Origin of the sequence: Bacillus sp. ISO11, from assembly GCF_003458115.1 — a bacterium.
Classification (GTDB): domain Bacteria; phylum Bacillota; class Bacilli; order Bacillales; family Bacillaceae_G; genus Bacillus_A; species Bacillus_A cereus.
Genome location: NZ_QXCO01000044.1, coordinates 1 through 26,169, shown reverse-complemented (window position 1 = coordinate 26,169; position 26,169 = coordinate 1). Strand labels below are relative to the sequence as shown.

The window sequence follows — 26,169 nt, the reverse complement described above, 5'->3', positions numbered from 1 at the left end:
ATGAAATGAATGGGAGAAAAAATGTTAGGAATTATTAATGCAACGGGAAGTTTTCCTTCCTTAAAGAAAGTAACAGGGCATCGTTCACTAGCGGCGTTACCGTTTGGGGGCCGTTATCGACTCATTGATTTCATGCTTTCAAATATGGTGAATTCTAGTATTCATAGTGTGGCAGTTTTTACAAGCCATAAAAATCGTTCGTTAATGGACCATGTTGGTTCAGGAAAACAGTGGGATTTAGATAGAAAAAGAGACGGACTATTTTTATTCCCGCCAAACTGCCAATGTGACCAAGATGAATTTGGGTCTTTTGCACACTTTAGAAGACATATTGATTATTTTCTAAGAAGCAGAGAAGAGTACGTTGTTATTACGAATAGCCATCTCGTAACAGCATTAAATTTTCAAGCGGTGTTAGAGCGGCATATACATACGGCAGCTGATATTACGGAAGTTTGCCATGAAGGGGTTTCACTTCAAACATATGTGTTAAAGAAACAATTATTGTTAGACTTATTTGAGTCATATAAAGATGTGGAACAATACAGTTTATTTGATGTAGTGAGAGAAAAGCGCGGGAAATCATTACACATTGCTACATATGAACATACTGGATATGTAGCAATTATTGACTCGATTGAAAGTTACTATAAACATAGCTTAGAAATTTTGCAACCTGCTATTTGGAAGCAATTATTTAAGAAAGAAGCACCGATCTTTACGAAAGTAAAAGATGAGCCACCAACTCGTTATTTAAAGGGTGCAGTCGTGAAAAATACAATGATTGCAAACGGTAGTATTATTGAAGGGGAAGTCGAAAACAGTGTTGTTTCCCGTTCAGTTAAAATTGGAAAAGGTTCAATTATTCGTAACAGTATTATTATGCAAAAGAGCCAAATTGGAGATAACTGTATAATAGATGGTGTTATTATTGATAAAGATGTGAAAATTGGTGACGGTGTCGTATTAAAAGGAAACGCCGATGGGCCGTATGTTGTAGAAAAAGGAAGCGTACAAAACAGTACGATTAATAGTTATTCTTAAAAGAATCAGTGGGGGCTTTTTCCTCCACTGATTAAAGTTTTAATTCAAATGAAAACTCGAAGGGAGGAAGCTGCAAGAGGAGTAATAAAAACTTTTCGCGCAGTGGGACAACAAGTGAATATTTTATTTGCAGTATCAGAATGTGTACCGTTTGTGAAATCGGGAGGATTAGCTGATGTAGCGGGTGCGCTCCCAAAAGAGCTGAAAAAATTAGGAGTGGACGTGCGTATTATACTTCCGAATTATAGTCTCATTCCGCAAAAGTTAAGAGATGGATGTACGTTACATAAAGTAATTAACGTCCCTCTTGGGTGGAGAAATCAATATTGTGGAATTTTAAAAGGTGAGCAAGACGGAATTACGTATTACTTAATAGATAATGAATATTATTTTAAGAGAGATTCTCTGTATGGTCATTATGATGACGGAGAGCGTTTTTCTTATTTCTCAAAAGCGGTGTTAGAGTGTATTCCGCACCTTGATTTTGAAGTGGATGTTCTTCATAGCCACGATTGGCATACGGCTATGGTTAATTTCTTACTTCGTGAAAAGTATCAAGATAACCCGTTATATGAGCGTATTAAAACGGTATATACAATTCATAACTTACAGTTCCAAGGTGTATTTCCTCCTGAAGTAATGTACGACTTGTTAGAACTTGGTGATGAATATTTCCACAGTGAGCAGTTAGAGTTTTATGGGAATGTGAACTTTATGAAGGGCGGTATTATCGCTTCGGATCAAATTACAGCGGTGAGCCCGACATATAAAGAAGAAATTCAATATGAATTTTTCGGTGAGAAGTTAGATGGATTACTGCGAAAATATAATGATAAGCTTAGCGGCATTGTAAATGGTATTGATACGAGCGTATATAATCCAGAAACGGATTCGTATATTAAGGCTCAGTATGATGCAGAGTCATTATATGAAAAGAGTGAAAATAAACGCGCCTTGCAGCGTTATTTTGGTTTGCCAGAAAAAGAGGATACACCAATTATTTCAATGGTAACGAGATTAACGAAGCAAAAAGGTCTTGATTTAGTACGTACTGTATTCCGCGAAATAATGGAAGAAGATGTACAATGTATTATTTTAGGATCAGGTGATTCGGAATATGAGCAATTCTTTGAATGGATGGCATATGAGTATCCGGAGAAGGTAAAAGTTTATATCGGATTTAATGAAGAATTAGCTCATCAAGTGTATGCAGGAAGTGATTTATTCTTAATGCCATCGCTGTTTGAACCGTGTGGACTTGGACAACTTATCGCATTAGCATACGGTACGATTCCAATTGTAAGAGAAACAGGTGGATTAAACGATACGGTACATTCTTATGATGAAGAAACTGGAGAAGGAAATGGTTTTAGTTTCACGAATTTTAATGCACATGACATGCTGCATACGATTCATCGTGCAATTGAATTCTATCACGATAAACCGGTATGGGAGCAGCTTGTAAAACAAGCGATGACTGAAGATTATAGCTGGGAGCAATCGGCTCTTGCTTATAAGGAATTGTATAAAAGTCTCATGGAATAACATGTAGGTGGTGAAAAAATGTTTACTCATGTTGAAAGTTTTAAATCAACTTTTCTAGAAAAGTTAGAGACGATGTATGGGAAAAGTTTCAAAGATTCTACAACTCGTGATCAATATAATACGCTCGGCCATATGGTACGTGAGTATATGAATAGTCAATGGATTGCAACGAATGAGAGTTATCGATCCGGAGAGCAAAAGCAAATGTATTACTTGTCTATTGAGTTTTTGCTTGGACGTTTGCTTGGAAGTAACATCTTGAATTTAGGTATTAGAGATGTATGCGAGCAAGGGTTATCTGAACTAGGGATTTCGTTACAAGAGTTAGAAGAAGTGGAAGCAGATGCAGGCCTTGGTAATGGTGGGCTTGGACGCTTAGCAGCCTGTTTTCTCGATTCACTTGCATCTTTAAACTTGCCAGGACACGGCTGTGGAATTCGTTATAAACATGGTTTGTTTGATCAGAAAATTGTTGATGGTTATCAAGTCGAATTTCCAGAACAGTGGCTTCTTCATGAAAACGTATGGGAAGTAAGAAGGCATGATCAAGCTGTAGAAGTAAGTTATTTCGGCAATGTTGAACCGCTAGAAATTGACGGGCGTTTAGAGTTTAGGCATACAAATGCAGAAGTCATTATGGCCGTGCCATATGATGTGCCGGTAGTTGGCTATGAGACGAGTACTGTAAATACACTTAGACTTTGGAATGCTGAACCAGTTCCTTTCCCGCAAAACTGCAAAGATATTTTGAAATATAAGCGTGAAACAGAGGCTGTATCGGAGTTTTTATATCCAGATGATACGCATGATGAGGGAAAAATACTTCGTTTAAAACAACAGTATTTCCTCGTATCAGCAAGTTTGCAAAATATCGTTCGAATGCATAGAGAAAGATACGGTGACCTTCGTCAACTACATGAAAAAATTGCGATCCACATTAACGATACACATCCGGTTTTAGCAATTCCGGAACTGATGCGTATTTTACTAGACGAAGAAAAGTTAGCATGGGAAGAAGCTTGGCACATAACGACGCAGACGATTTCTTATACGAATCATACGACGTTATCAGAAGCGCTCGAAAAGTGGCCAATTCACATTTTTAAACCGTTATTACCGAGAATTTATATGATTATTGAAGAGATTAATGAACGTTTCTGTCATGAACTGTGGGAACAGTATCCGTATGAGTGGGATCGTATTGAAGCAATGGCGATTATTGCACATGACCTTGTGAAAATGGCTCATTTAGCGATTGTCGGTAGCCATAGCGTAAACGGTGTAGCGAAAATTCATACGGAAATATTAAAGCAGCGGGAAATGCGATTGTTTTATGAATTTTATCCAGATAAGTTTAATAATAAGACGAATGGAATTGCTCATAGGTGCTGGCTTATGAAAGCAAATCCACAGTTAACAAATCTCATTTCAGAGGCGATTGGAACAGAGTGGAAGAAAGAACCGATTAAGCTTCAAGAGCTACAATTAGTTCAATATGATGCGAGTTTCCAAGAGAAATTTGCAGAGGTAAAACAAGAGCGTAAAGAGATTTTAGCGGAGCGTATTCATAATACAATGGGGATTACCATTGATCCAAATTCTATTTTTGATGTGCAAGTGAAAAGATTACATGCTTACAAACGACAATTATTAAATGTTCTTCATATTTTATATTTGTATAACCGTTTGAAAGAGGATGCTAGTTTTACATTTTATCCGCGTACTTTTATTTTTGGAGCGAAAGCATCACCTGGCTATTATTACGCGAAAAAAATTATTAAATTAATAAATGAACTCGCAAGAAAAGTAAATAATGACCCGTATGTCAGTCAATATATGAAAGTTATCTTTCTAGAAAACTATCGAGTTTCTTTAGCAGAAGATATATTCCCAGCGGCGGATGTAAGTGAACAAATTTCAACGGCGAGTAAAGAAGCATCGGGAACAGGTAATATGAAATTTATGATGAATGGTGCGATTACACTCGGAACGCTAGACGGTGCTAACGTTGAAATAAAAGACCGGGTCGGTGATGATAACTGTTTTATTTTCGGTTTAACAGCAGAAGAGGTTCTTCATTACTATCAAAATGGTGGATATCGTGCAAGTGATTATTATCACCACAATGGGCACATTAAAAAGGTAGTAGATCAGTTAACGAATGGTTTCTTTGCACAGTCGGGAGCCGAATTTGAAGCAATTTACGATTCTCTCGTTATTCAAAATGATGAATATTTTGTTCTGCGAGATTTTGGTCCATATGCTGAAAAACAAGAAGCTGTCGGTAGAGCTTATGAGAACCGAACGAAGTGGCTAGAAATGTCGATTTTAAATATTGCACAGTCTGGTCATTTTGCGAGCGATCGAACGATTTTGCAGTACAGTAATGAAATTTGGGGTATTGGTAATACAGTTAAACAGTTTTAAAGAGGTTGCTATATTGGGAGATATATTATCGATTTACCAACAGAAATGGATATTAATAAATAAAACGTGCTTAATAAAATTAAGCTCGTTTTATTTATTTTGCTTAAGAAAGAAATGGAACAGTGGTATATATGATACCTGCCCCATCATACTCTCCTGTCGCAAAGTATGAAAATGTAAAGAAACCTGTAACCGTAAAAATTACAATAAGGAAAAATGCGAAGATAAATTTTAACATGTAAGGTCCCCTCATCCAAAAATAACTTCATAGATTATTATAGTATACGAATATTTTATTTCCAATTGTTTACTGGTTAAAAATGAGAAGTCAGACATGTTTTGTATGTTGTAATGGAATGATTATTTGTAATGGATTTTGTGTTTTTTGTAAATGTCATGTTGTGATGGACGTGTGCATACTCCCAGTCATGATCATTAAAATTTATGTTTCGGGGAGGGAGAAGTGGAACGACATCGAATAAGTTGACGAAACGAAAGCTACTAGCTACTTGTAGTTTATAATAATTTCGAAAAGCGATATCTCCTACTTTTGGAGAAGCGAATGTATAAAGTCCATACTGTGCGAAGGCAGTATTTATACGTGCATCTAATATGTGTAATGTGGCAAGCGCGCCACCTAGACTATGCCCAGTAGCTAGCAGTTTTTTATGTGCTGGCAATGATACGAGCATATCCATAATAGAATCACGACAAGACTCATAAATAGAGAGAAAACCGTTATGGACATTTCCGCCATTTAAAGCATAAGGATAAGGTTTTTGATTGACGAGAGAATCAATAATCCAATCTGGATCTGTTTGAGTGCCTCTGAAGGCAACGATAATTGTATCCTCAGATTCTAATATAAATCCGAACCATTCTGTTGTTTGAATGGCCTTTCCTTGAAAACCTTGTACATATTGAAAACCATCTGGTATTTCGAAAATACCATTTTGTTTATATTGTTCATACGTTAACTCACAACAAGAAGCTAACAGTATGGCAGTGTCTTTATCAAAGGATAAAGGAGTACGCATTAAGGTAGCCCTCCTTAAGAAAAGGTATAGTTTAATATATGCGGTGAGGAACTTGATTCATTCTTTTGGAGGTGGGGAATAGCTTGTATCGCTTACCTAAATCAGTGGAGGAAATTATAATGTCAAAATAAAACAGTGCCTGATAAGGACACTGTTTACTCTTTTTCATCTCAAGGAATCGACTTTTTTAGTTATTCTTAATGAACTGACGCATGCGTTAGTTGCATAAGTAAGAGGTTTGAAAAAATAGCCTGTATATATTTGAATGATGAATAACTTACCTATTTTCTTGTGTTTGTTTGCGTTACATACAGAAAAAATTCGGAAAATAAAACATATTATTTATCTGTTTGTTTTTGCTTCTTTTTCAAATACTCCGTACGCAATTTTTCAAGTTGCTGCTTTTTATCAAATTTGGCAGGCTTCTGTTTTTCATGGAACTTTGCCACAGCTACCTGACTTTTGGAATCCAATTGATATTTTCCCACTTTGTTCACCTACTTTTCTTGTCTCTAAAGAGAATCTACTCAACAAATATAATATACCTTATTTTCCTTAAGTAAACCTTATTACTTTATTTTAACTGCTTTTTCTCGTTTGTAGACGTAAATTAAAACACCCTTTCATTGCATTACTGCAAGCAAGGGTGTTTTAATTTTATTATTTTATTAGTTGATGGCCATTCCCACATAAGGGCACAGTTTACTCTTTCCCATCTAATAAACGACCAAGGCCACCTAATACACTACCTTCGCCAGTACTTTGCGCTGCTGGGCTTGTAAGGCGTGCTGCTAATCGGCTAAGTGTTAAGGACTGAATCCAAACTGTTCCAGGTCCTTCTAACGTTGCGAAGAATAAACCTTCGCCGCCAAATAGAGCTGTTTTTACTTTTCCAACGAACTCGACATCATAGTTAATGTCTTTTGTCATAGCAACAAGACAACCTGTATCAATGCGAAGTTTCTCACCAGGTTTTAATTCACGTTTATATACAGTTCCACCTGCGTGCATGAAAGCAAGACCGTCACCTTCAAGTTTCTGCATGATAAAACCTTCACCACCGAAGAAACCAGTTCCTATTTTTTTCGTAAATTCAATTCCGATAGAAACACCTTTTGCGGCACAAAGAAAGGCATCTTTTTGACAAACTACTTTTCCTTGATATTCTGTTAAATCTACAGGAATAATTTTACCAGGATAAGGAGCAGCAAATGAGACGTGGCGTTTGCCGTGACCTGTATTTGTAAATACAGTCATAAACATACTTTCGCCTGTAACGAGACGCTTACCAGCGCCCATTAATTTTCCGAATAAACCTCCAGATGGGCCAGAACCATCACCGAAGATTGTTTCCATTTCTATGTAATCTTCCATCATCATCATTGCGCCAGCTTCTGCGATCACGCTTTCTTCTGGATCTAACTCAATTTCAACAAACTGCATATCATCTCCGTATAACTTATACTCGATTTCATGTGCTCTCATTTTTTCACCTCGTATGTAATAGATACTTATATTGTACAGAATTTAATAGGATTAGAATACTTTAGTTTTGTTAATTTTCAAATAAAGTGGAACAAACCAAAACTGATTATCAGCTCCCGCCAATCAAGCTGTCCGCAAATACCGGGCTAAAATATGAATATGGAAATTCAACATTATATTAAAATTATAAAAAAATGGTGGAATGAAAGTGTTCTCATTTGACGTTTTGGATATAGCGTGATATAGTGAAATCACTATTGAGCTACATAATGTGGTACGGAAATAAAGCACGTTGAATTAAAGGCTGTAAGCTTGTTATACATTCATGTCCTTTATATCCACCTTTTCATGTGGATTCATAGTTTCATTTTTATTTAGGAGGTACATGACATGCAAACAGGTAAAGTTAAATGGTTCAACAGCGAAAAAGGTTTCGGTTTCATCGAAGTTGAAGGTGGAGACGATGTATTCGTTCACTTCTCAGCTATCCAAGGTGACGGATTCAAAACTTTAGAAGAAGGTCAAGAAGTTTCTTTCGAAATCGTTGAAGGTAACCGTGGACCACAAGCTGCTAACGTTACAAAAAACTAATTAGCTAGCGATAAAAAGCATTCCGATTTTCGGAATGCTTTTTTTTTATTCTTTGGAACTCGACTCATTTGAAGATAATTCGCCCTTAAAGGTACGCTCTTCAAAGTCATCAAGCATTTGCTCATATTCTTCATGTTCTTCCGTAGCGAAAACTTGCGGATTTTTTCCATACATATCTGTACCAATAAAGTTTTCGAAATCCTCTACGTAGCCTACGTTTTCTTCACTATTTACGTACATGCCATTATAGTTTTTCGAATCTTGTCTTTCTAAATCAGATGGTGTTTCAGATGTTCCGTAATTAGCAACATCTTGCCATGCATCTTCTGCATCATATTCAACAGAACGATCTTCATCATGTTTGTGGAAAGAAGGAGATAACACTTCTTCTTCGACTGGTCGTGTATTCATATTTAGCTTATTTGTCGCGTGCTGGATGCATGTTGTAGCAGTCGGCATTGCTTCTAATCTTTCAAATGGAATTTCTTCGCCAGACACTTCGCAAATGCCGTACGTACCCGCTTCTATTTTTTGCAAGGCATGTTTCGTATCCTCTAGCTGTTTATGCCAAAGTTCAATAAGCCCGAAGTCTTTTTCACGTTCATATAGCTCTGTTGCCATATCAGCTGGATGGTTATCATAGCTAGATAATTCTCCAACAGACTCACGTTCAGATGCACGATCTTCATTTTCGTGTGTTTGTATCGTTTGCTCTAGTTCGTGTTTTTGTTTTTCTAAAACGGATTTAAATTGATTTATTTGTTGTGGAGTTAACATAGTCGTCCACCTTCCTACAATTCAGTTTCTTTACATAGTATGAGCGTTGCGAGTAGGAATTATGAGATGAATTTCAGATATGAAAAAGGAGCCGCATAAGCAGCTCCTTTTATAGAAAGTATCCAAGTAATAATCCGATTCCCATGAGGAGACCGAAGATCGTATTTGTTTTTGCTGTTGCAATCATCGCAGGTACCATTTCCATTGGAATGCTTTTGCCGATAAAGCCTTTCGTCGCTTTAAATGCTTTCGGTGCACTTAAAAATACGATAAGCATCCATGGTGATACGATGCCCACGATAATTAAAGCAATTGTCCAAATGTAGGAAACGATGAACATAGAAGCAAGTACACCAACCGCTCTTTCACGTCCAACGAGAATTGCTAACGTTTTACGACCGTTTTCTTTATCGCCATCTAAGTCACGAATATTATTAGCTAGTAAAATGGCACCAATTAAAATGGAGCTTGGAATAGATAGTAAAATGACTTCTGATGTTACAGTTCCAGTTTGAATAAAGAATGAAATTCCAATAATGATAACACCCATAAATAATCCGGCTGTTAACTCTCCAAATGGTGTATAGGCAATGGGAAGTGGGCCACCCGTGTAAAGGTAAGCAACGGCCATACAAACAAGACCGATTGCAGCAAGCCACCAGCTAGAATTCATACAAATATAAACACCTAATAGTATTGCGATGCCGAAAAATCCAAATGCTAAGTTAAGCACTGTTTTTGGCTGAATGCCATCGCGAACGATAGCGCCGCCGATACCAACTGAACCTTCGTGATCGAGTCCTCTTTTATAATCAAAGTATTCATTAAACATGTTTGTTGCTGCCTGAATGAGAAGACAAGCAAGAAGCATTATAAGGAAAAGAGGGAGATGTATTTGATTTATACCTCCGACCTGCATTGCATAGGCTGTTCCGATGAAAACAGGAACGAAAGCTGCTGTTAATGTATGGGGACGTAGTAAACTCCACCAAATGCGCCAGCCTGTTTGCTTGCTTGGTTTTGGCGCCGTAGGAGAGGAATTCGTTTCGACGTTCATTTCCATGTTGAATCCTCCTTTGGTCACATATTGTACACAACTAAGTGTAGAAAAAGCATCATTTAGTGTCAACGTTTATTTTCTAGGAAGAGAAGGTGAATTTCTCAGAAATGCTAAACGTTGACAGGCCTTTCGTTTGAGGTGTATCTTAAAATCAAGCGTAATTATGACTATTTTTCGCCCATAGGGGGGAGACAATTGTGATTCAAACGAAACAAAAAGGCTTGCAAGAAGTTCTTAGTGCAGCCATTAAGCATGCAACTGATGAAAAAATATTGGTTAGTTTTGTAAAACAAATAGACTGGATGGATCCGCTTCTGTTTTATGCAGCAGGAAAAAGGATTGCATTGGAAAATAGATGTTATTTTGCAGATCCAGCTCAGCATGTAATATTTGCTGGAATTGGCTCTGTTTTCACTATAGCAAATTCTTCTCACAAACGCTTTCAAGCGGCTCGTGACGAGTGGAATAAAGTAAAAGAGAAAGCATTTGTACAAAGAGAAAAATATGAATTTGGAACAGGTCCTCTTTTATTTGGTGGATTTTCATTTGACCAAGAAAAAGAGAAAACGGACTTATGGAAAGAATTCGATGATACGACATTTTCACTACCAGCATTTTTATTAACTGTAAAAAATGAAAAAGCATGGTTAACAATGAATACATTCGTTTCAGCAACAGATTGTGCAGAAACTCTTTATAACGAAATGATTTCTTTAGAAGAGAAAATTTTTGGGGAGAGTAAATGTGCGCTAAACGGATCGAAATTAACTGTTATTTCTAAAGTAGAAGTGGATCCGAAAGGCTGGATGAAAGCCATTGAGAAAGTGCAAGATGAGATGAAGCAGGGTAACGTGCAGAAGGTTGTATTAGCGAGGGAGCTAAAAGTAGAAATGGATCATCATATTGATTCTGCTCTTGTTTTAGAAGCACTTCGCATTGGGCAACCGGATTGTTACGTATTTTCTTTTGATTATAAAGGAGCATGCTTCTTAGGAGCGACGCCAGAGAGGTTAATTCGCAAAGAAGATAAGAAGTTTACTTCGATGTGTCTTGCTGGTTCAACTGGTCATGGTCAATCTATAGAAGAAAGTAAGCGAAATAGTAATGCGCTTCTTCATGATGAAAAGAATTTAGCTGAACACGGTTATGTTGTGAACATGATCAGGTCGGTATTAAATGAGCACTGCGAATACGTTAATATTCCGGAGAGTCCAGGTCTATTAACAACGAAAAACTTAATTCATTTATATACGCCTGTAGAGGCAAAAGGCACTGCGAGTCTTTTAACGATGGTAGAAGAATTACATCCAACACCAGCTCTTGGCGGGACACCTCGTTTGGAAGCGATGAAACTGATTCGTGATGTTGAATTGTTAGACAGAGGATTATATGGTGCACCGATTGGCTGGATAGATGATGAAGGAAATGGTGAATTTGCGGTTGCACTTCGCTGCGGATTATTAAATGGCGAGAAAGCATCCTTATTTGCCGGTTGCGGGATTGTAATTGATTCAGTACCGCAACTTGAATATGAAGAGACAAGTTTGAAGTTTAGACCGATGCTTGGTGCTTTGGAGGAATTAATGAAATGAACAATCATATAGAAGCATTATCATATTATTTAGGCGCGTTCGTGGATGAACTGACGCGTCTAAATGTATGTGATGTTGTCATTAGTCCAGGCTCACGGTCAACGCCGATTGCTCTACTAATGGAACAACACGAAGGAATGAACACATATTTACATGTAGATGAAAGATCTGCAGGATTTTTTGCGCTCGGTATCGCAAAAGCGAAAAAACGTCCGGTTGCATTATTATGTACGTCAGGAACGGCAGCAGCGAACTACTATCCAGCTGTATGTGAAGCTTTCCATTCACGAGTGCCGCTTATCGTCTTAACAGCAGATAGACCGCATGAATTAAGAGATGTCGGTGCACCACAAGCGATGAATCAATTTAATTTATACGGTACGTTTGTGAAGCAATTTACAGAGATGGCACTTCCAGAAGCGAGTGAAGCGATGTACCACTACGCTCGCATGACAACGCAGCGCATGATAGCAAGTGCTTGTTTAGCGCCGCAAGGACCTGTTCATCTTAATTTTCCAGTTCGTGAACCGCTTATCCCGGACTTTTCATTAGAAAGTTTATGGGATAAAGGACGCGGGGAATATACAGGAGTAGTTCAGCAAGGGAACGTGGTGATGCCGAGTGAATATGTAGATTCTCTTGTAGGGCGCCTTTCACATATGGAAAAGGGGCTTATTATTTGTGGAGATGATAGTCATTCAGAAATCGCAACGTTTGCAACGCAACTAGCTGAAAAAACGGGATACCCAATATTAGCAGACCCACTTTCTAATATTCGTAGCGGACACCACGATAAAACGATGGTAATCGACTGTTATGATACATTTTTACGAAATGAATTGTTAAAAGAGACGTGGAAGCCGGACGTTTTAATTCGTTTTGGTGGTATGCCTGTTTCGAAAGCATTAACGCAGTTCATTAAAAAACAAACGAAAGCTGTTCATATCGTTGTTGACGAATCCGGACAATGGAGAGATCCAGCTCTTGTTGCGACAGAAGTTGTACAGGCAAGTGATATTGCATTTTGCAGTACATTAATAGAAAAAATGCCAGTTATGAAAAAGAATGATTGGTCCCAAATGTGGCAACATATAAACGAAAAAACGAAGGAAACGCTTCGTGAAATGGAAACATATGAAACTGCATTTGAAGGAAAAGTCATTACAGATATTGTACGCGTATTACCAGAAGGAGCAACGTTATTTGCGAGTAATAGTATGCCAATTCGTGATACAGATTCATTCTTCTTCACATCAGATAAAAATATTCAAGTGATGGCAAACCGCGGTGTAAATGGGATTGATGGCATCATTTCGACAGCTTTAGGAGCGAGCATGATTTGCGATCCGCTCGTATTAGTCATCGGTGACTTATCATTCTATCACGATTTAAATGGACTATTAGCTGCAAAATTACATGAATTAAATATAACGATTGTCGTTGTAAATAATGATGGTGGGGGTATTTTCTCATTCTTACCACAATATGAGAAAAAGGAACACTTCGAATCGTTATTTGGAACGCCGATTGGGCTTGACTATGAGCATGTTGTTAAAATGTACGGTGGTTCATTTAGCCGTGTAAATGGTTGGGAGCAATTCCGGGAGGAAGTACAAAAGGGAGCAACGACAGAAGGTTTACACGTTGTAGAAATTTGTACGAACCGTGATGAAAACTTAACGTTGCACCGTACGTTATGGGCAAAAACACAGGACGTAATTACTACATCATTGCAAGGTGAATCAAAATGAAAGTAACGCTGCAAGGTGTATCGTATGAATATGAAGTAGTCGGAAGCGGGGAACCACTTCTACTTCTTCATGGTTTTACGGGAAGCATGGAAACGTGGCGTTCTTTTATCTCTTCATGGAGTGGGCAGTTTCAAGTTATTGTAGTGGATCTTGTTGGACACGGAAAGACCGAGAGTCCTGAAGATGTTGCGCATTATGACATTCGAAATGTGGCATTGCAAATGAAAGAACTATTAGATTACCTTCATATTGAAAAAGCACATATACTTGGCTATTCAATGGGCGGTAGACTGGCGATTACGATGGCGTGTCTATATCCAGAATATGTACGTTCTCTTTTATTAGAAAATTGTACAGCTGGACTCAAAAGTGAAGATGAGCGAAAAGAACGCTGTGAAAAAGATGAGCGACTTGCCGATAAAATTGAGCGAGAAGGCATAGAAAGTTTTGTATCGATGTGGGAAAATATTCCGCTGTTTGAAACGCAAAAACGTTTAGCAAAAAACGTACAAGAAGCGGTGCGAAAAGAACGACTTGCTAACAATCCAAAAGGACTTGCAAATAGCTTGCGCGGCATGGGAACAGGGGCTCAGCCTTCATGGTGGGATGAGCTACACAACTTGAAAATGCCTGTTCTTTTAATGAACGGAGAGCATGATGAAAAGTTCTTTCGCATATTAAAAAACATCGAAAAATGCGTCTCTGACGCGAAATTTGTCAAAATTGATGGTGCTGGCCATGCAATTCATGTGGAACAACCGGAAAAGTTTGATACAATAGTAAAGGGATTTCTAAAAACTATGCAGTGATGCTTTTTTCAGTTAAGAATGAAGTTACACTTATAGATGAGATCAGAAATATACAAGGAGGTAGTTGTAATGGCTATTGAATGGGTAAAAGAAGGCAATTACGAAGATATTATTTATTCAACATACAATGGTATCGCAAAAATTTCGATTAACCGTCCTGAAGTACATAACGCATTCCGTCCAAAAACGGTAATGGAGTTAATCGACGCTTTTGCACAAGCTCGTGATGATGCAAATGTTGGCGTTATCATTTTAACAGGTGAAGGTGGACGTGCATTCTGTTCTGGCGGCGACCAAAAAGTTCGTGGTCATGGTGGATATGTAGGTGACGACCAAATCCCACGTCTAAACGTATTAGACTTACAACGTCTAATTCGTGCAATTCCTAAACCAGTTATCGCAATGGTAGCAGGTTATGCAATCGGTGGAGGACACGTACTTCATATCGTATGTGACTTAACAATCGCTGCAGACAACGCTGTATTCGGACAAACAGGTCCTAAAGTAGGAAGCTTTGACGGTGGATACGGAGCTGGTTACTTAGCTCGTATGGTAGGCCACAAGAAAGCTCGCGAAATTTGGTACCTATGCCGTCAATACAGTGCTGGGGAAGCGCTTGATATGGGCTTAGTAAATACAGTAGTACCATTAGAACAACTTGAAGCAGAAACAGTACAATGGGCACAAGAGATCTTAGCAAACAGCCCAATGGCACTTCGTTTCCTAAAAGCTGCATTCAACGCAGACACAGACGGTCTAGCTGGTATTCAACAACTAGCTGGAGATGCAACGTTATTGTACTACACAACTGACGAAGCAAAAGAAGGTCGCGACGCATTCAAAGAAAAACGCAGTCCGGACTTCGGTCAATTCCCTCGTTTCCCTTGATCAAATCAAAAGCGGAAGCGGCTCGCTTAGAATATGAGGGGGATGGAGCTTCTGACGTAGAGGCGTTTTTTGCCCCGTAGGAAGAAGTGAAGCCACCGAACATTCTAGCCGCTGTAGCTGGATGAAATTAAAAGCGGAAGCGGCTCGCTTAGAACAAGAGGGCGTTGGAACTCCTGACGTAGAGGCGCTTTTTGCCTCGTAGGAAGGCGTGAAACGACCGACTGTTCTAGCCGCTGTAGCTAGATGAGATCAAACCGGAAACAAAACAACTAAGAGACTTGATGTCACATCAAGTCTCTTTCTTTCATGAAAGGAGAATGTATGATGGAGACGATGCCAAATTGGTTAAAGCAACGTGCATTTTTAACACCAGATCGTACTGCAATTGAAATAGAGGAAGAGAAAGTTACTTTTATGCAGCTGCATGAAAAGGTAGTATCTGTTTGTGAACACCTCACGCATGTAGGAGTGAAGCGAGGGGAAAAGGTGGCTGTTCTGATGAAAAATGGTATGGAGATGATTACAGTTATTCACGCCCTATCGTACGTAGGGGCAGTAGCTGTGCTTTTAAATACGCGTCTTTCAAGAGAAGAGCTACTTTGGCAAATGGATGATGCTGAAGTTATTTGTTTAGTGACCGATCAAGAATTTGATGCTAAAGATGTTCCTGTCTATTCATTCGCCGAAGTGATGAATGGACCAAAAGAGGAAGCCTCTATACAAGAAGAATTCTCTTTAGAAGAAGCGATGACGATTATTTATACGTCAGGGACGACAGGGAAACCGAAAGGCGTTATTTTAACATATGGAAATCACTGGGCCAGCGCGGTTGGCTCTTCGCTTAATTTAGGACTTCGTGATGATGATTGCTGGTTAGCGTGTATGCCGATGTTCCATGTTGGCGGGTTATCTCTTCTAATGAAAAATATTATGTACGGCATGCGCATTTTACTCGTTCCGAAATATGATGCTGATTTTATTCATACAGCACTTCAAACGAGAGGCGTAACGATTATTTCAGTCGTATCAAAAATGTTAACTGATTTATTAGAGAGACTTGGAGAAGAAACATATCCTTCTTCTTTACGATGTATGTTACTTGGCGGAGGACCAGCGCCAAAACCGTTACTCGAAACATGTGTAGATAAAGGAATTCCTGTGTATCAAACGTACGGTATGACAGAAACGTCTTCGCAAATTTGTACGTTGTCCGCAGATTACATGTTAACGAAAGTAGGATCAGCTGGAAAGCCACTATTTCAGTGCCAACTTCGTATTGAAAAAGACGGCGTAGTAGTGCCGCCACATGCGGAAGGTGAAATCGTAGTAAAAGGACCGAACGTAACAGGCGGTTATTTTAACCGTGAAGATGCGACGCGTGAGACTATTCAAAACGGATGGCTTCATACTGGCGACCTCGGTTATTTAGATGAAGAAGGATTTTTATACGTATTAGATCGCCGCAGTGATTTAATTATTTCTGGCGGAGAGAATATATATCCGGCTCAAATTGAAGAAGTGTTGCTGTCCCATCCAGCGATAGCGGAAGCTGGTGTTGTAGGTATGACTGATGATAAATGGGGACAAGTACCCGCTGCTTTTGTTGTGAAAAGCGGGGCGGTAACAGAAGAAGAAATTCTTCACTTTTGCGAGGAGAAATTAGCGAAATATAAAGTGCCGAAGAAAGCATGTTTCTTAGAGGAATTACCACGTAACGCTTCGAAAAAATTGTTAAGACGAGAGTTAAGACAATTAGTGGAGGAGATGTAGGTGGAAATAAAAAAAGCGACACTGTATATAACGGAAATGCCACTCGTAATCCCGTTTGCTGCAAGCTACGGGACTTACGAAAAGCGTGAGAGTATCGTTATTGAATTAGAAGATGAAGACGGGTACATTGGATTTGGCGAAGTCGTTGCGTTCTCTGAACCGTGGTATACGGAAGAAACGGTGAAGACGGCGCTGCATGTACTGCAAGACTTTTTAATACCTGATTTATTAAAGGCTGAAATTTCTCATCCGAATGAGGTACCGGGTCTATTTCAACATATAAAAAGAAACCGAATGGCAAAGGCCGGAATTGAAGGGGCTGTTTGGGATTTATATGCGAAGTGTCAAAAGAAATCGTTAGCGACAGTGCTTGGCGGAACGAAGTCTGAAATTGAAGTCGGCGTTGTAATTGGGATCAATACGATTCCGGTTATGTTAAAACAAATCGAGAAGTACGCAGAAGAAGGATACGAGCGTTTTAAAGTGAAAATAAAGCCAGAGCATGATTACGAATTATTGAAAGAGATTCGAAAAGAGTTTCCGCATATCCCGCTAATGGCAGATGCAAATTCAGCATATACATTAGGGGATACGGAGAGGCTGAAACGACTAGATGAATTCCAATTAATGATGATTGAACAACCGTTAGCCGATTATGATTTTCTTGATCACGCGGAGTTGCAAAAGAAAATTGAAACGCCGATTTGTTTAGATGAAAGTATTCATAGTTTAGAAGATGCACGCGTTGCGATTACCCTTGGTAGCTGCCAAATTGTGAACATTAAACCAGGGCGAGTGGGCGGATTAACAGAATCGGTTCAAATCCATAATTATTGCATGGAGCACAACATACCCGTTTGGTGCGGCGGTATGGTGGAGATGGGGATTTCAAGAGCACAAAATGTTGCGCTTGCCTCATTGCCGAACTTTACGATTCCAGGCGATATATCTGCTTCTAGCAGACATTGGGAGCAGGATATTATTTCGCCGGAAGTGACGCTTAAGGGCGGAAAAGTTATGGTGCCGCAAAGTGTTGAAGCTGAGTATGAAGTAGACCGCGGAAGGTTGGCGGAGATCACGAAACAGCGAATTGTTTTGGAGCGGTAACTTGAGTCTTTAAAGTAGCGGGCGAATTTCGTTGTTAATTGTCGGTAAGTCGATATATTTCAATAATCGCTGATATAATGCGAGTTACGGTCGATATAATTGAGAAATCGCCGATATAATTCAAGTTATGGTCGATATATTTGGAAAATCGCTGATATAATTTTATTTACAAAGGTTACTCTAATGGGTAACCTTTTCGTATTGTACAAATTGGATAGACTAGTTTACAATCGAGCGTATAAAAGGGGGAGTAAAATGAAGCGCATTTCAATTTTAATAGTGGATGATGAGGCAGAAATTGCTGATTTAATTGAGATACATTTAGAAAAAGAAGGGTACCACGTCGTGAAGGCAGCAGACGGGGAAGAGGCTGTTCATATTATTGAAACGCAGCCAATCGACTTAGTGGTTTTAGATATTATGATGCCGAAAATGGATGGGTATGAGGTGACGCGCCAAATTCGCGCGAAGCATCATATGCCAATCATTTTCTTAAGTGCGAAAACATCTGATTTTGATAAGGTGACAGGTTTAGTATTAGGTGCAGATGATTATATGACGAAACCTTTTACACCGATTGAATTAGTTGCGCGTGTAAATGCACAATTACGTAGGTTTCTTACATTAAATCAGCCGAAAGTAGCGGAGAATAAATCTGCTTTAGAGATAGGCGGAGTTATTATTGATCCTGAGCGAAGAACAGTGAACGTCTATGGAGAGCAAATTGAGTTAACACCGAAAGAGTTTGATATTTTATATTTATTAGCGAGCCATCCGAAGAAAGTGTATAATGTGGAAAATATTTTTCAGCAAGTATGGGCAGATGATTATTATGAAGGCGGAAATACAGTTATGGTACATATTCGTACGTTGCGGAAAAAGCTTGGGGAAGATAAAAGAAAGGATAAATTAATAAAAACAGTGTGGGGAGTAGGTTATACTTTCAATGGCTAATATGATGAAAAGTTTTCGATTTAAAATGATTGCCTTATTTGCGTTAAGTATGGTGCTTGCAGCAACTGTAACTTATATAATTTATAAAGGATTGCAGCTGTATTATAAAACGATGGTTCGCTACGAAGAGCCTTTAGCGCAATTTAGGTCAGTGGTAAGGGAAGTTGGAGACATTAACTTCTTTTTAATTTTCTTTATTCCGTTATCTATTATCTTTTTCTTCTTTTTGACAAAACCGTATTTAAAGTATTTTAGTGAGATTTCTAACGGGATTCATCATCTTGCGAACGGTAACTTTACGAATAAAGTTCAAGTTTCATCAAACGATGAGTTTGGAGATATCGCACGTGAAATAAATGTTGCGAGTGAAAAGTTAAAAGAAGCGGTGGAAAGAGGAGACTTTGCTGAAAGTAGTAAAGACCAGCTCGTTGTGAATTTAGCTCATGATCTAAGGACACCATTAACATCCGTGTTAGGGTATTTAGATTTAATTCTTAAAGATGAGAATTTAACAAAAGAACAAATTAAACATTTTTCCACGATTGCATATACGAAATCGCAAAGGCTCGAAAGTTTAATCGATGAGTTATTTGAAATTACACGTATGAATTATGGCATGCTAAAGCTGGATAAAAAACCGATTGATATAAGTGAACTACTTATACAGTTAGATGAGGAATTGTATCCTTTATTAGAGAAACATCATTTACAAGCTAGGTTGAATATTGATCCGCATTTGCCGATTAACGGTGATGGAAAATTGTTAGCTAGAGTATTTGAAAACTTGTTAACAAATGCCGTTCGATACGGATATGATGGGCAATTTGTTGATTTGAATGGGTATATCGATAATGAAGAAGTTGTCGTACAAATTATGAATTACGGAGACAGCATTCCAGAAGAAGATTTACCGTATCTTTTTGATATGTTTTATACAGGTGATAAGGCAAGATCAGAGCAGCAAGGTGGTACAGGCCTTGGGCTATTTATTGCGAAAAATATTGTTGAGCAGCATGACGGGACGATTTCTGCTGAAAGTAATGTAGTTAGAACAATGTTTGAAGTGCGATTGCCAAAAGAAGAGAACTTAACAATTTAATAAAAATTTAAACTTTACCCCACTTTTTATTTTAATAGTTTTTTCTATTCTATACGTAAGTTACGTTAAGGAGGAACTAGAAATGAAAAAGTGGGTATTTATTTCTTTTTTTATAGCATGCACAGTATGTGTAGGCTTTTATATATCACCGTTATTTCAAAAGGAAATCGATGTTAAAATTGTCGGAAAAGATGAGCTAGTAAAGGCGGCAAATACCGAGAGGAAAGAGATTACGAAGGAACAAATTTATAAGGGTGATTTATTATTAGTTAATAGGGATTATCCAGTAAAAAAAGATAGTATTAGGTCTGATATTATAAATGTAAATCATAATAGTGAATTAGTAAGAGGCTACGTAATATTTGATAGAAATCTTCGTTTATCAAAGTATGTTGTAAAAAAGTTTTTGAACGTTGTCGATGCGGCTGGAAAAGATGGCGTACAGCATTTCTTAATGAGTAGTGGGTATCGAGATTTTAAAGAACAAAGTAAATTATATAAAGAAATGGGATCTGATTACGCGCTTCCAGCAGGATATAGTGAACATAATTTAGGATTATCACTAGACGTTGGATCAACGCAAAAGAAGATGGAGAAAGCGCCTGAAGGAAAATGGATCGAAGAGAACGTATGGAAGCATGGCTTTGTATTACGTTATCCGAAAAATAAAAGTAACATTACTGGAATTCAATATGAGCCATGGCATATCCGTTATGTTGGCCTACCTCATAGCGCAATTATGCAAAAAAAGAATTTCACACTAGAGGAATATTTAGAGTTTTTAAAAGAGGAAAAAGAGGTTTCAACTGAAGTAGAAGGTAAGAAATATACTGTTTCTTATTATAAAGTTTCTGAGAATACGAAAGTGAACGTTCCAGCAAACAAGCAGTATGAAATTTCCGGGAACAATATGGATGGGGTTATTGTGACGGTTCAGGAATAGAGAAGAAGGCTGTGCCATTTGGGACAGCCTTTTCTTATATAAGAAAGGAATTGACGTTTCTTGTCGGTAAATCGATATTCCTTGTCGAATCGTTGATATATTATAAGTTATGATAGATATAATTGAAAAATCGTTGATATATTGTAAGTTATGATAGATATATTCAAAAAATCGTTGATATAATTTCCTATACTATTACCATTTTGAAGGAGCATCTTTTTATTCACTTTCAAACATTATAACGTTATATTTACTTCTCCCTTTTTTTGTGTTACGCTAAACGTGTGAAAGACATATAAAATGAAACTTTAATGTAAGCGTATTCTTATGGCTTCTTATAGAAAAGGGTGGAAGTACAATGACAGAACGATTCGTACTACGTAATGTAAAACGTGTGAACGGGGAAGAGATTGACATTGTAATTGAAAATAATAAAATCGCACAGGTGACGAAAGCTGGTGCTGGCGAGGGTGGAAAGGTTCTTGATTACTCTGGTACTTACGTATCGAGTGGTTGGATTGATTTACATGTTCATGCTTTTCCGGAGTTTGATCCGTATGGCGATGAGGTGGATGAAATTGGCGTTAAGCAAGGGGTAACGACAATTGTTGATGCGGGTAGCTGCGGTGCTGATCGTATTGCAGATTTAGTAAAAAGTAGAGAGCAGGCAAAAACGAATTTATTTGCCTTTTTAAATATTTCTCGTATCGGTTTGAAACGAATCGATGAATTATCCAATATGGAATGGATAGATAAAGAGAAAGTAATAGAAGCAGTAGAAAAGTATAAAGATGTAATCGTTGGGTTAAAGGCGAGAATGAGTAAAAGTGTCGTTTGTGATAGTGGAATTGAACCGCTTCATGTTGCACGCTCTTTATCTCGTGAAACATCATTACCAATTATGGTACATATCGGTTCAGCGCCTCCTCGCATTGAGGAAGTTGTACCTCTTTTAGAAAAAGATGATGTCATTACACATTACTTAAACGGGAAAGAAAATAATTTATTCGATGAAGAAGGCAAACCGCTACCTGTATTACTAGATGCAGTGAATCGTGGTGTTCATTTAGATGTTGGTCACGGCAATGCTAGTTTTTCTTTTAAAGTAGCAGAGGCGGCGAAGCATCACGGTATTGCTTTTAATACAATTAGTACAGATATTTACCGGAAGAATCGTATACACGGTCCCGTGTATAGTATGGCTCACGTTCTTTCGAAATTCCTTTACTTAGGTTATCCGCTAGAAGAAGTAATTGACGCGGTTACGAAAAATGCAGCAGAGTGGCTGAAAAAACCAGAGCTTGGCCGCATTCAAGAAGGAGATATTGCAAACTTAACTTTATTTACAGTGAAAGATGAGAAGGTTACGTTAATTGATTCAGAAGGGGATCAGCGCATTGCTGAAAGAAGGATTGATACGAAAGGGGTTGTAATCAATGGGTCATTCATTGAATGCTAAGTACGGATTAAAAAGAGTAATTAATGCGAGCGGTAGAATGAGTATTTTAGGTGTATCCGCTCCTACAGATACAGTTATGGATGCGATGAAACATGGTGGACAAAATTATGTGGAAATTGCTGATTTAGTAGATAAAGCGGGAGACCATATTGCGAGAATTCTAGATTCAGAGGCAGCGGTCGTTGTGAACTCAGCATCGAGTGGCATTGCGCTTTCTATCGCTGGTATCGTGACGGAAGGAAATCGCCGTAAAAGTGAAAGACTTCATCAAGAAGTAATCGCGAAAAACGAAGTAATTATGTTAAAAGGTCATAACGTTCAATACGGTGCTCCAGTTGAAACGATGATTTATTTAGGCGGCGGTAAGCTTGTTGAAGTGGGTTACGCAAATGAAGGGAAAGCAGAGCATATTGAAGATGCAATTGGTGAAAATACAGCAGCGATTCTGTATGTGAAATCACATCATGCAGTGCAAAAAAATATGATTTCTGTTGAAGAAGCATGGGAAGTAGCGCAGCGAAATAACGTACCACTTATCGTTGATGCGGCAGCTGAAGAAGACATTCAAAAATATGTGAAGTATTCAGACCTTGCCATTTATAGTGGTTCAAAGGCAATTGAAGGACCTACTTCTGGTATTGTTGGCGGTAAACGAAAATATATCGAATGGCTGAAAGTGCAATTACATTGCATCGGAAGAAGTATGAAAGTTGGGAAAGAAACAACTTTCGGCTTACTTCAAGCGCTTGATGAGTACGGCGTAAAAGAAGATAAAAGTGAGCAAGAAAAAGAATTGCTACAAGTACTTATGCCGCTAAAAGAATTAAAAGGTGTAAATGTAACGATCGTTCAAGATGAAGCCGGAAGAGCAATCTTTAGAGCACGTATTCATATTAACGAAAAAGAGTTAAATAAATCGGCAAAAGACGTTGTGACAGCATTACGCGAAGGGGAAATCGCAATCTATACACGTGATTACGGAGTAAGACAAGGATTCTTTGATATTGATCCACGTCCACTTCAAGGTGATGACATACATGTAATTGAAGAAAAATTGAGAGAAATTGTAGGGGGAAACTAAAATGACAAATATTCAAAAACGTTTTTATAAAGGCCGCGTAGCATTAAATGTATTAGCGAACAATACCCGAAATGCGAAAGATATTTTTGAAGCAGCAGAAGGGTATGTAGTAGTGGGGGTATTATCAAAAGACTACCCAACAGTAGAAGAAGCCGTTACAGCGATGAAAGCATACGGAAAAGAAATTGATGACGCTGTATCAATCGGACTAGGAGCAGGAGATAATCGCCAAGCGGCAGTTGTAGCTGAAATTGCGAAGCATTATCCTGGCAGCCATATTAACCAAGTGTTCCCTTCAGTTGGAGCGACACGTGCAAATCTTGGCGAAAAAGATAGCTGGATTAATAGTTTAGTATCCCCAACAGGAAAAGTGGGTTACGTAAATATTTCTACTGGTCCAATTAGCGCAGCTGGAGAAGAAAAAGCAATCGTTCCAATTAAAACAGCAATTGCACTTGTACGTGATATGGGCGGAAATTCATTGAAATACTTCCCAATGAAAGGTTTAGCTCATGAGGAAGAATATCGCGCAGTTGCGAAGGCTTGTGCAGAAGAAGGATTTGCATTAGAGCCAACAGGCGGAATTGATAAAGAAAACTTCGAAACAATTGTACGTATTGCGCTTGAAGCAAACGTAGAGCAAGTTATCCCGCACGTGTACTCTTCTATTATTGATAAAGAAACTGGTAACACGAAAGTAGAAGATGTGCGTGAATTATTAGCAGTCGTGAAGAAGTTAGTTGATCAATATGCGTAAGAAAATTGCAGCATTTGGTGAAGTAATGATGCGCCTGCAAGTACCAGGATATGAGTTATTGTCGCAAGCTAACACATTAAATTACTCCTTTTCTGGTACAGGTGTGAACGTGGCAGCGGCACTTTCTCATCTCGGGCATGAAGGCTTTCTTATTTCAACTTTACCAGAAAATTCGGTTGGAGATGCTGCATTATCTTACATTCAAAAATTAGGTGTGCAAACCTCACTTGTTTCAAGAGATGGCAAATATGTCGGCATGTACTTTTTAGAAAATGGATTTGGTGCACGTGCAAGCCGCGTTACATATTCAAATCGATTAGAAAGTAGCTTCAATACGGCATGTGAAGACATGTATCAATTTGAAGAAATCGCAAAGGAAATTGATATCGTTCATTTTTGCGGGATTACACTTGCGATGAATGATACTGTACGCCATCATATGAAATCTTTAGCGAAAGCAGTGAAAGACAACGGAGGCACTGTCGTTTTTGATTGCAACTATCGTCCATCTCTTTGGGGAGAAGATGGGTATGAGCAGGCGAAACCACATTATGAAGAAATGCTGGCTCTTGCTGATATCGTTATGATGAATGAAAAAGATGCAATGTTCGTTCTTGGAATGAAAACAGAGGAGACGGAGCGAGAAGCACAACTTATTGATCTTATTCCAAAGGTGGCTGAAACATATCATATTGCTACAATCGCTGGTACACATCGCTCTATTAATAGTGATAATACACACTCGCTTCGCGGATTTATATGTAAAGATGGTGCGTTCACTTTTGCAAAAACACTTGCGTTTTCTGTATATGATAGAATAGGTGCTGGAGATGCTTATACGAGCGGGATTATTCATGGCGAGATAAAAGAGTTTGCACCAGAGAAAGCTGTTTCATTTGCGTCAGCAGCTGGAATGCTTGCACATACAATCGTCGGTGATACGCCAATGTCATCAGAGAAGGATATACTTCGGGCAATGACGGCATCAGTAGGTGATGTAGAAAGGTAGTGGGTGTAACGGTGAACGTAACGAGGAAAAAAGGACCATTATATTTACAAATAAAAAATATTATTCGTGATCGAATATTGCATGGTGTATATGCGATTCATACGAATATTCCTTCCGAACCGCAGTTAGAAGAAGAGTTCAAAGTGAGTAAAATTACAGTGCGAAATGCGATTAAAGAACTCGCTCAAGAAGGATATTTGGAAAAGAAAAGCGGTAAAGGAACGAAAGTTATCCGCAATACTTCTGCGACAAAGTTGTCAAAGGGTAAGAAATTTACTGAAGTGTTAGTGGAAGAAGGATATAAAGTACAAAAGAAATTGATAAAAGCAGAAATCGTTCATAATGAAGAAGGAACGGTGCCATTTCGATTATTCGGCAAGGAGAGTTTTCGTATTGAACGTTTATATACGTTAAATGATGCACCTTACATTCATTATACGCACTATTTCTCAGCAGGAATGGCAAGTACAGATTTATCGGACTTTGACTTGCAATCGCTTTATGATTTAGTTGAAGACCGAGGCATTCACTTAGAAAACTTCAGAGATGAATTCGCTGTTGGACTCGCGCCTAGTTTCGTTGCAGAAGCGCTAGGTGAAAAAGAGGGGACAGCGTTATTAAAACGTATGCGCTATTCTTATGATGAAGTTGGCGAAGTAATTGAATATAGCGAAGGCTACTACAATACAGAGATGCAGCATTATGTAGTGAATTATGACGTATAAAAAAGAGGGGATGTGGTCATCTCCCTGTCAAGTAGACAGAAATAAAAAGAGTATTATGCCACGGCCTTTTCCCGATATTCTATCGGGGAAAGGCCGTGAAGTTTTTCTTGGAATCTTTCTGTATTATAAAACTGAATATATTCTTGAATTGCTCGGTAGGCCATTTCATATGTTTTTGGGCACACTAAATACAACTTCTCTGTTTTTAAATGTGAGAAGAATGATTCGATACACGCATTATCAAAACAGTTTCCACGTC

25 protein-coding genes are annotated in these 26,169 nt (G+C 38.4%); 18 read left to right on the top strand and 7 right to left on the bottom strand.

Annotation, left to right across the window (positions count from 1 at the left end; translation table 11 throughout):
- The first annotated feature begins 9 nt into the window (after positions 1-9).
- From glgD to glgP, 3 genes are all read left to right on the top strand, one after another.
- Positions 10-1,044, top strand: a complete 1,035-nt coding sequence (gene glgD / locus D1166_RS27995; RefSeq protein ID WP_000504164.1) for a glucose-1-phosphate adenylyltransferase subunit GlgD — start codon at positions 10-12, stop codon at positions 1,042-1,044.
- Between the two features lie 114 nt (positions 1,045-1,158).
- Positions 1,159-2,589 (top strand): glycogen synthase GlgA, encoded by a 1,431-nt coding sequence (glgA, locus tag D1166_RS27990; protein WP_023901191.1) that lies wholly within the window; start codon positions 1,159-1,161, stop codon positions 2,587-2,589.
- A gap of 18 nt (positions 2,590-2,607) precedes the next feature.
- Positions 2,608-5,016, top strand: coding sequence for a glycogen phosphorylase (gene glgP, locus D1166_RS27985; protein WP_118043507.1), 2,409 nt, complete (start codon positions 2,608-2,610; stop codon positions 5,014-5,016).
- 103 nt (positions 5,017-5,119) lie between these two features.
- Here the strand turns inward: glgP and D1166_RS31985 are convergent, their stop codons facing one another.
- The 4 genes from D1166_RS31985 to D1166_RS27975 all read right to left on the bottom strand — a co-directional run bounded on the left by D1166_RS31985 (position 5,120) and on the right by D1166_RS27975 (position 7,538).
- The gene (locus tag D1166_RS31985; protein WP_000911065.1) at positions 5,120-5,254 is read right to left on the bottom strand and encodes a hypothetical protein; all 135 of its coding nucleotides are present in this window, start codon (positions 5,252-5,254) and stop codon (positions 5,120-5,122) included.
- A gap of 76 nt (positions 5,255-5,330) precedes the next feature.
- Entirely contained in the window at positions 5,331-6,053 is a 723-nt protein-coding gene (locus tag D1166_RS27980) for a lipase family protein (RefSeq protein WP_001260111.1), read from the bottom strand.
- Positions 6,054-6,391: 338 nt separating this feature from the next.
- Positions 6,392-6,541, bottom strand: coding sequence for a hypothetical protein (locus tag D1166_RS31445; RefSeq protein WP_000521639.1), 150 nt, complete (start codon positions 6,539-6,541; stop codon positions 6,392-6,394).
- 214 nt (positions 6,542-6,755) lie between these two features.
- A complete protein-coding gene (locus D1166_RS27975; RefSeq protein WP_001201257.1) occupies positions 6,756-7,538 on the bottom strand; it encodes a TIGR00266 family protein in 783 nt (260 codons plus the stop codon).
- Positions 7,539-7,928: 390 nt separating this feature from the next.
- Here D1166_RS27975 and cspD point away from each other — a divergent pair, with 390 nt between their 5' ends.
- Entirely contained in the window at positions 7,929-8,129 is a 201-nt protein-coding gene (gene cspD, locus D1166_RS27970; RefSeq protein ID WP_001193054.1) for a cold-shock protein CspD, read from the top strand.
- 45 nt (positions 8,130-8,174) lie between these two features.
- On the opposite strand, the gene D1166_RS27965 is transcribed toward cspD, so the two are convergent.
- Together D1166_RS27965 and D1166_RS27960 are read right to left on the bottom strand one after the other, a co-directional pair.
- The gene (locus D1166_RS27965) at positions 8,175-8,906 is read right to left on the bottom strand and encodes a yteA family sporulation protein (RefSeq protein ID WP_000957365.1); all 732 of its coding nucleotides are present in this window, start codon (positions 8,904-8,906) and stop codon (positions 8,175-8,177) included.
- A 109-nt stretch (positions 8,907-9,015) separates the two neighbouring features.
- Positions 9,016-9,969, bottom strand: a complete 954-nt coding sequence (locus D1166_RS27960; protein WP_000425740.1) for a 1,4-dihydroxy-2-naphthoate polyprenyltransferase — start codon at positions 9,967-9,969, stop codon at positions 9,016-9,018.
- 194 nt (positions 9,970-10,163) lie between these two features.
- Here D1166_RS27960 and D1166_RS27955 point away from each other — a divergent pair, with 194 nt between their 5' ends.
- From D1166_RS27955 to D1166_RS27890, 14 genes are all read left to right on the top strand, one after another.
- A complete protein-coding gene (locus tag D1166_RS27955; RefSeq protein ID WP_087967167.1) occupies positions 10,164-11,558 on the top strand; it encodes an isochorismate synthase in 1,395 nt (464 codons plus the stop codon).
- Entirely contained in the window at positions 11,555-13,309 is a 1,755-nt protein-coding gene (menD, locus tag D1166_RS27950) for a 2-succinyl-5-enolpyruvyl-6-hydroxy-3-cyclohexene-1-carboxylic-acid synthase (protein WP_001059220.1), read from the top strand. Before D1166_RS27955 ends, menD begins: the two co-directional genes overlap by 4 nt.
- Entirely contained in the window at positions 13,306-14,118 is an 813-nt protein-coding gene (menH, locus tag D1166_RS27945; RefSeq protein WP_000869215.1) for a 2-succinyl-6-hydroxy-2,4-cyclohexadiene-1-carboxylate synthase, read from the top strand. The genes menD and menH overlap by 4 nt, the downstream gene beginning before the upstream one ends.
- A gap of 69 nt (positions 14,119-14,187) precedes the next feature.
- Positions 14,188-15,006, top strand: coding sequence for a 1,4-dihydroxy-2-naphthoyl-CoA synthase (gene menB, locus D1166_RS27940; protein ID WP_000963884.1), 819 nt, complete (start codon positions 14,188-14,190; stop codon positions 15,004-15,006).
- 324 nt (positions 15,007-15,330) lie between these two features.
- The gene (locus D1166_RS27935) at positions 15,331-16,776 is read left to right on the top strand and encodes an o-succinylbenzoate--CoA ligase (RefSeq protein ID WP_000449541.1); all 1,446 of its coding nucleotides are present in this window, start codon (positions 15,331-15,333) and stop codon (positions 16,774-16,776) included.
- Complete coding sequence (gene menC, locus D1166_RS27930; RefSeq protein ID WP_000403299.1) at positions 16,777-17,883, top strand: o-succinylbenzoate synthase; 1,107 nt, start codon at positions 16,777-16,779, stop codon at positions 17,881-17,883.
- A 255-nt stretch (positions 17,884-18,138) separates the two neighbouring features.
- Positions 18,139-18,837 carry a response regulator transcription factor gene (locus D1166_RS27925; protein ID WP_000822516.1) on the top strand — a complete coding sequence of 233 codons (699 nt, stop codon included), beginning with the start codon at positions 18,139-18,141 and terminating at the stop codon, positions 18,835-18,837.
- Positions 18,830-19,936 (top strand): HAMP domain-containing sensor histidine kinase, encoded by a 1,107-nt coding sequence (locus D1166_RS27920; protein ID WP_097813966.1) that lies wholly within the window; start codon positions 18,830-18,832, stop codon positions 19,934-19,936. Before D1166_RS27925 ends, D1166_RS27920 begins: the two co-directional genes overlap by 8 nt.
- An 82-nt stretch (positions 19,937-20,018) precedes the next feature.
- Positions 20,019-20,879, top strand: coding sequence for a D-Ala-D-Ala carboxypeptidase VanY (locus D1166_RS27915; protein WP_000759395.1), 861 nt, complete (start codon positions 20,019-20,021; stop codon positions 20,877-20,879).
- 358 nt (positions 20,880-21,237) lie between these two features.
- Complete coding sequence (locus D1166_RS27910; RefSeq protein WP_097813965.1) at positions 21,238-22,338, top strand: amidohydrolase/deacetylase family metallohydrolase; 1,101 nt, start codon at positions 21,238-21,240, stop codon at positions 22,336-22,338.
- Entirely contained in the window at positions 22,316-23,419 is a 1,104-nt protein-coding gene (locus D1166_RS27905; RefSeq protein WP_087875852.1) for a DgaE family pyridoxal phosphate-dependent ammonia lyase, read from the top strand. Before D1166_RS27910 ends, D1166_RS27905 begins: the two co-directional genes overlap by 23 nt.
- A 1-nt stretch (position 23,420) precedes the next feature.
- Positions 23,421-24,176 carry a 2-dehydro-3-deoxy-phosphogluconate aldolase gene (dagF, locus tag D1166_RS27900; RefSeq protein WP_000181937.1) on the top strand — a complete coding sequence of 252 codons (756 nt, stop codon included), beginning with the start codon at positions 23,421-23,423 and terminating at the stop codon, positions 24,174-24,176.
- A complete protein-coding gene (locus D1166_RS27895) occupies positions 24,169-25,185 on the top strand; it encodes a sugar kinase (protein ID WP_097856585.1) in 1,017 nt (338 codons plus the stop codon). The genes dagF and D1166_RS27895 overlap by 8 nt, the downstream gene beginning before the upstream one ends.
- Positions 25,185-25,910, top strand: a complete 726-nt coding sequence (locus tag D1166_RS27890; RefSeq protein WP_097856586.1) for a GntR family transcriptional regulator — start codon at positions 25,185-25,187, stop codon at positions 25,908-25,910. Before D1166_RS27895 ends, D1166_RS27890 begins: the two co-directional genes overlap by 1 nt.
- 53 nt (positions 25,911-25,963) lie before the next feature.
- Here the strand turns inward: D1166_RS27890 and D1166_RS27885 are convergent.
- Positions 25,964-26,169, bottom strand: a 206-nt coding sequence (locus D1166_RS27885; RefSeq protein WP_141195368.1) for an IS3 family transposase, incomplete at its 5' end; no start/stop codon positions are given.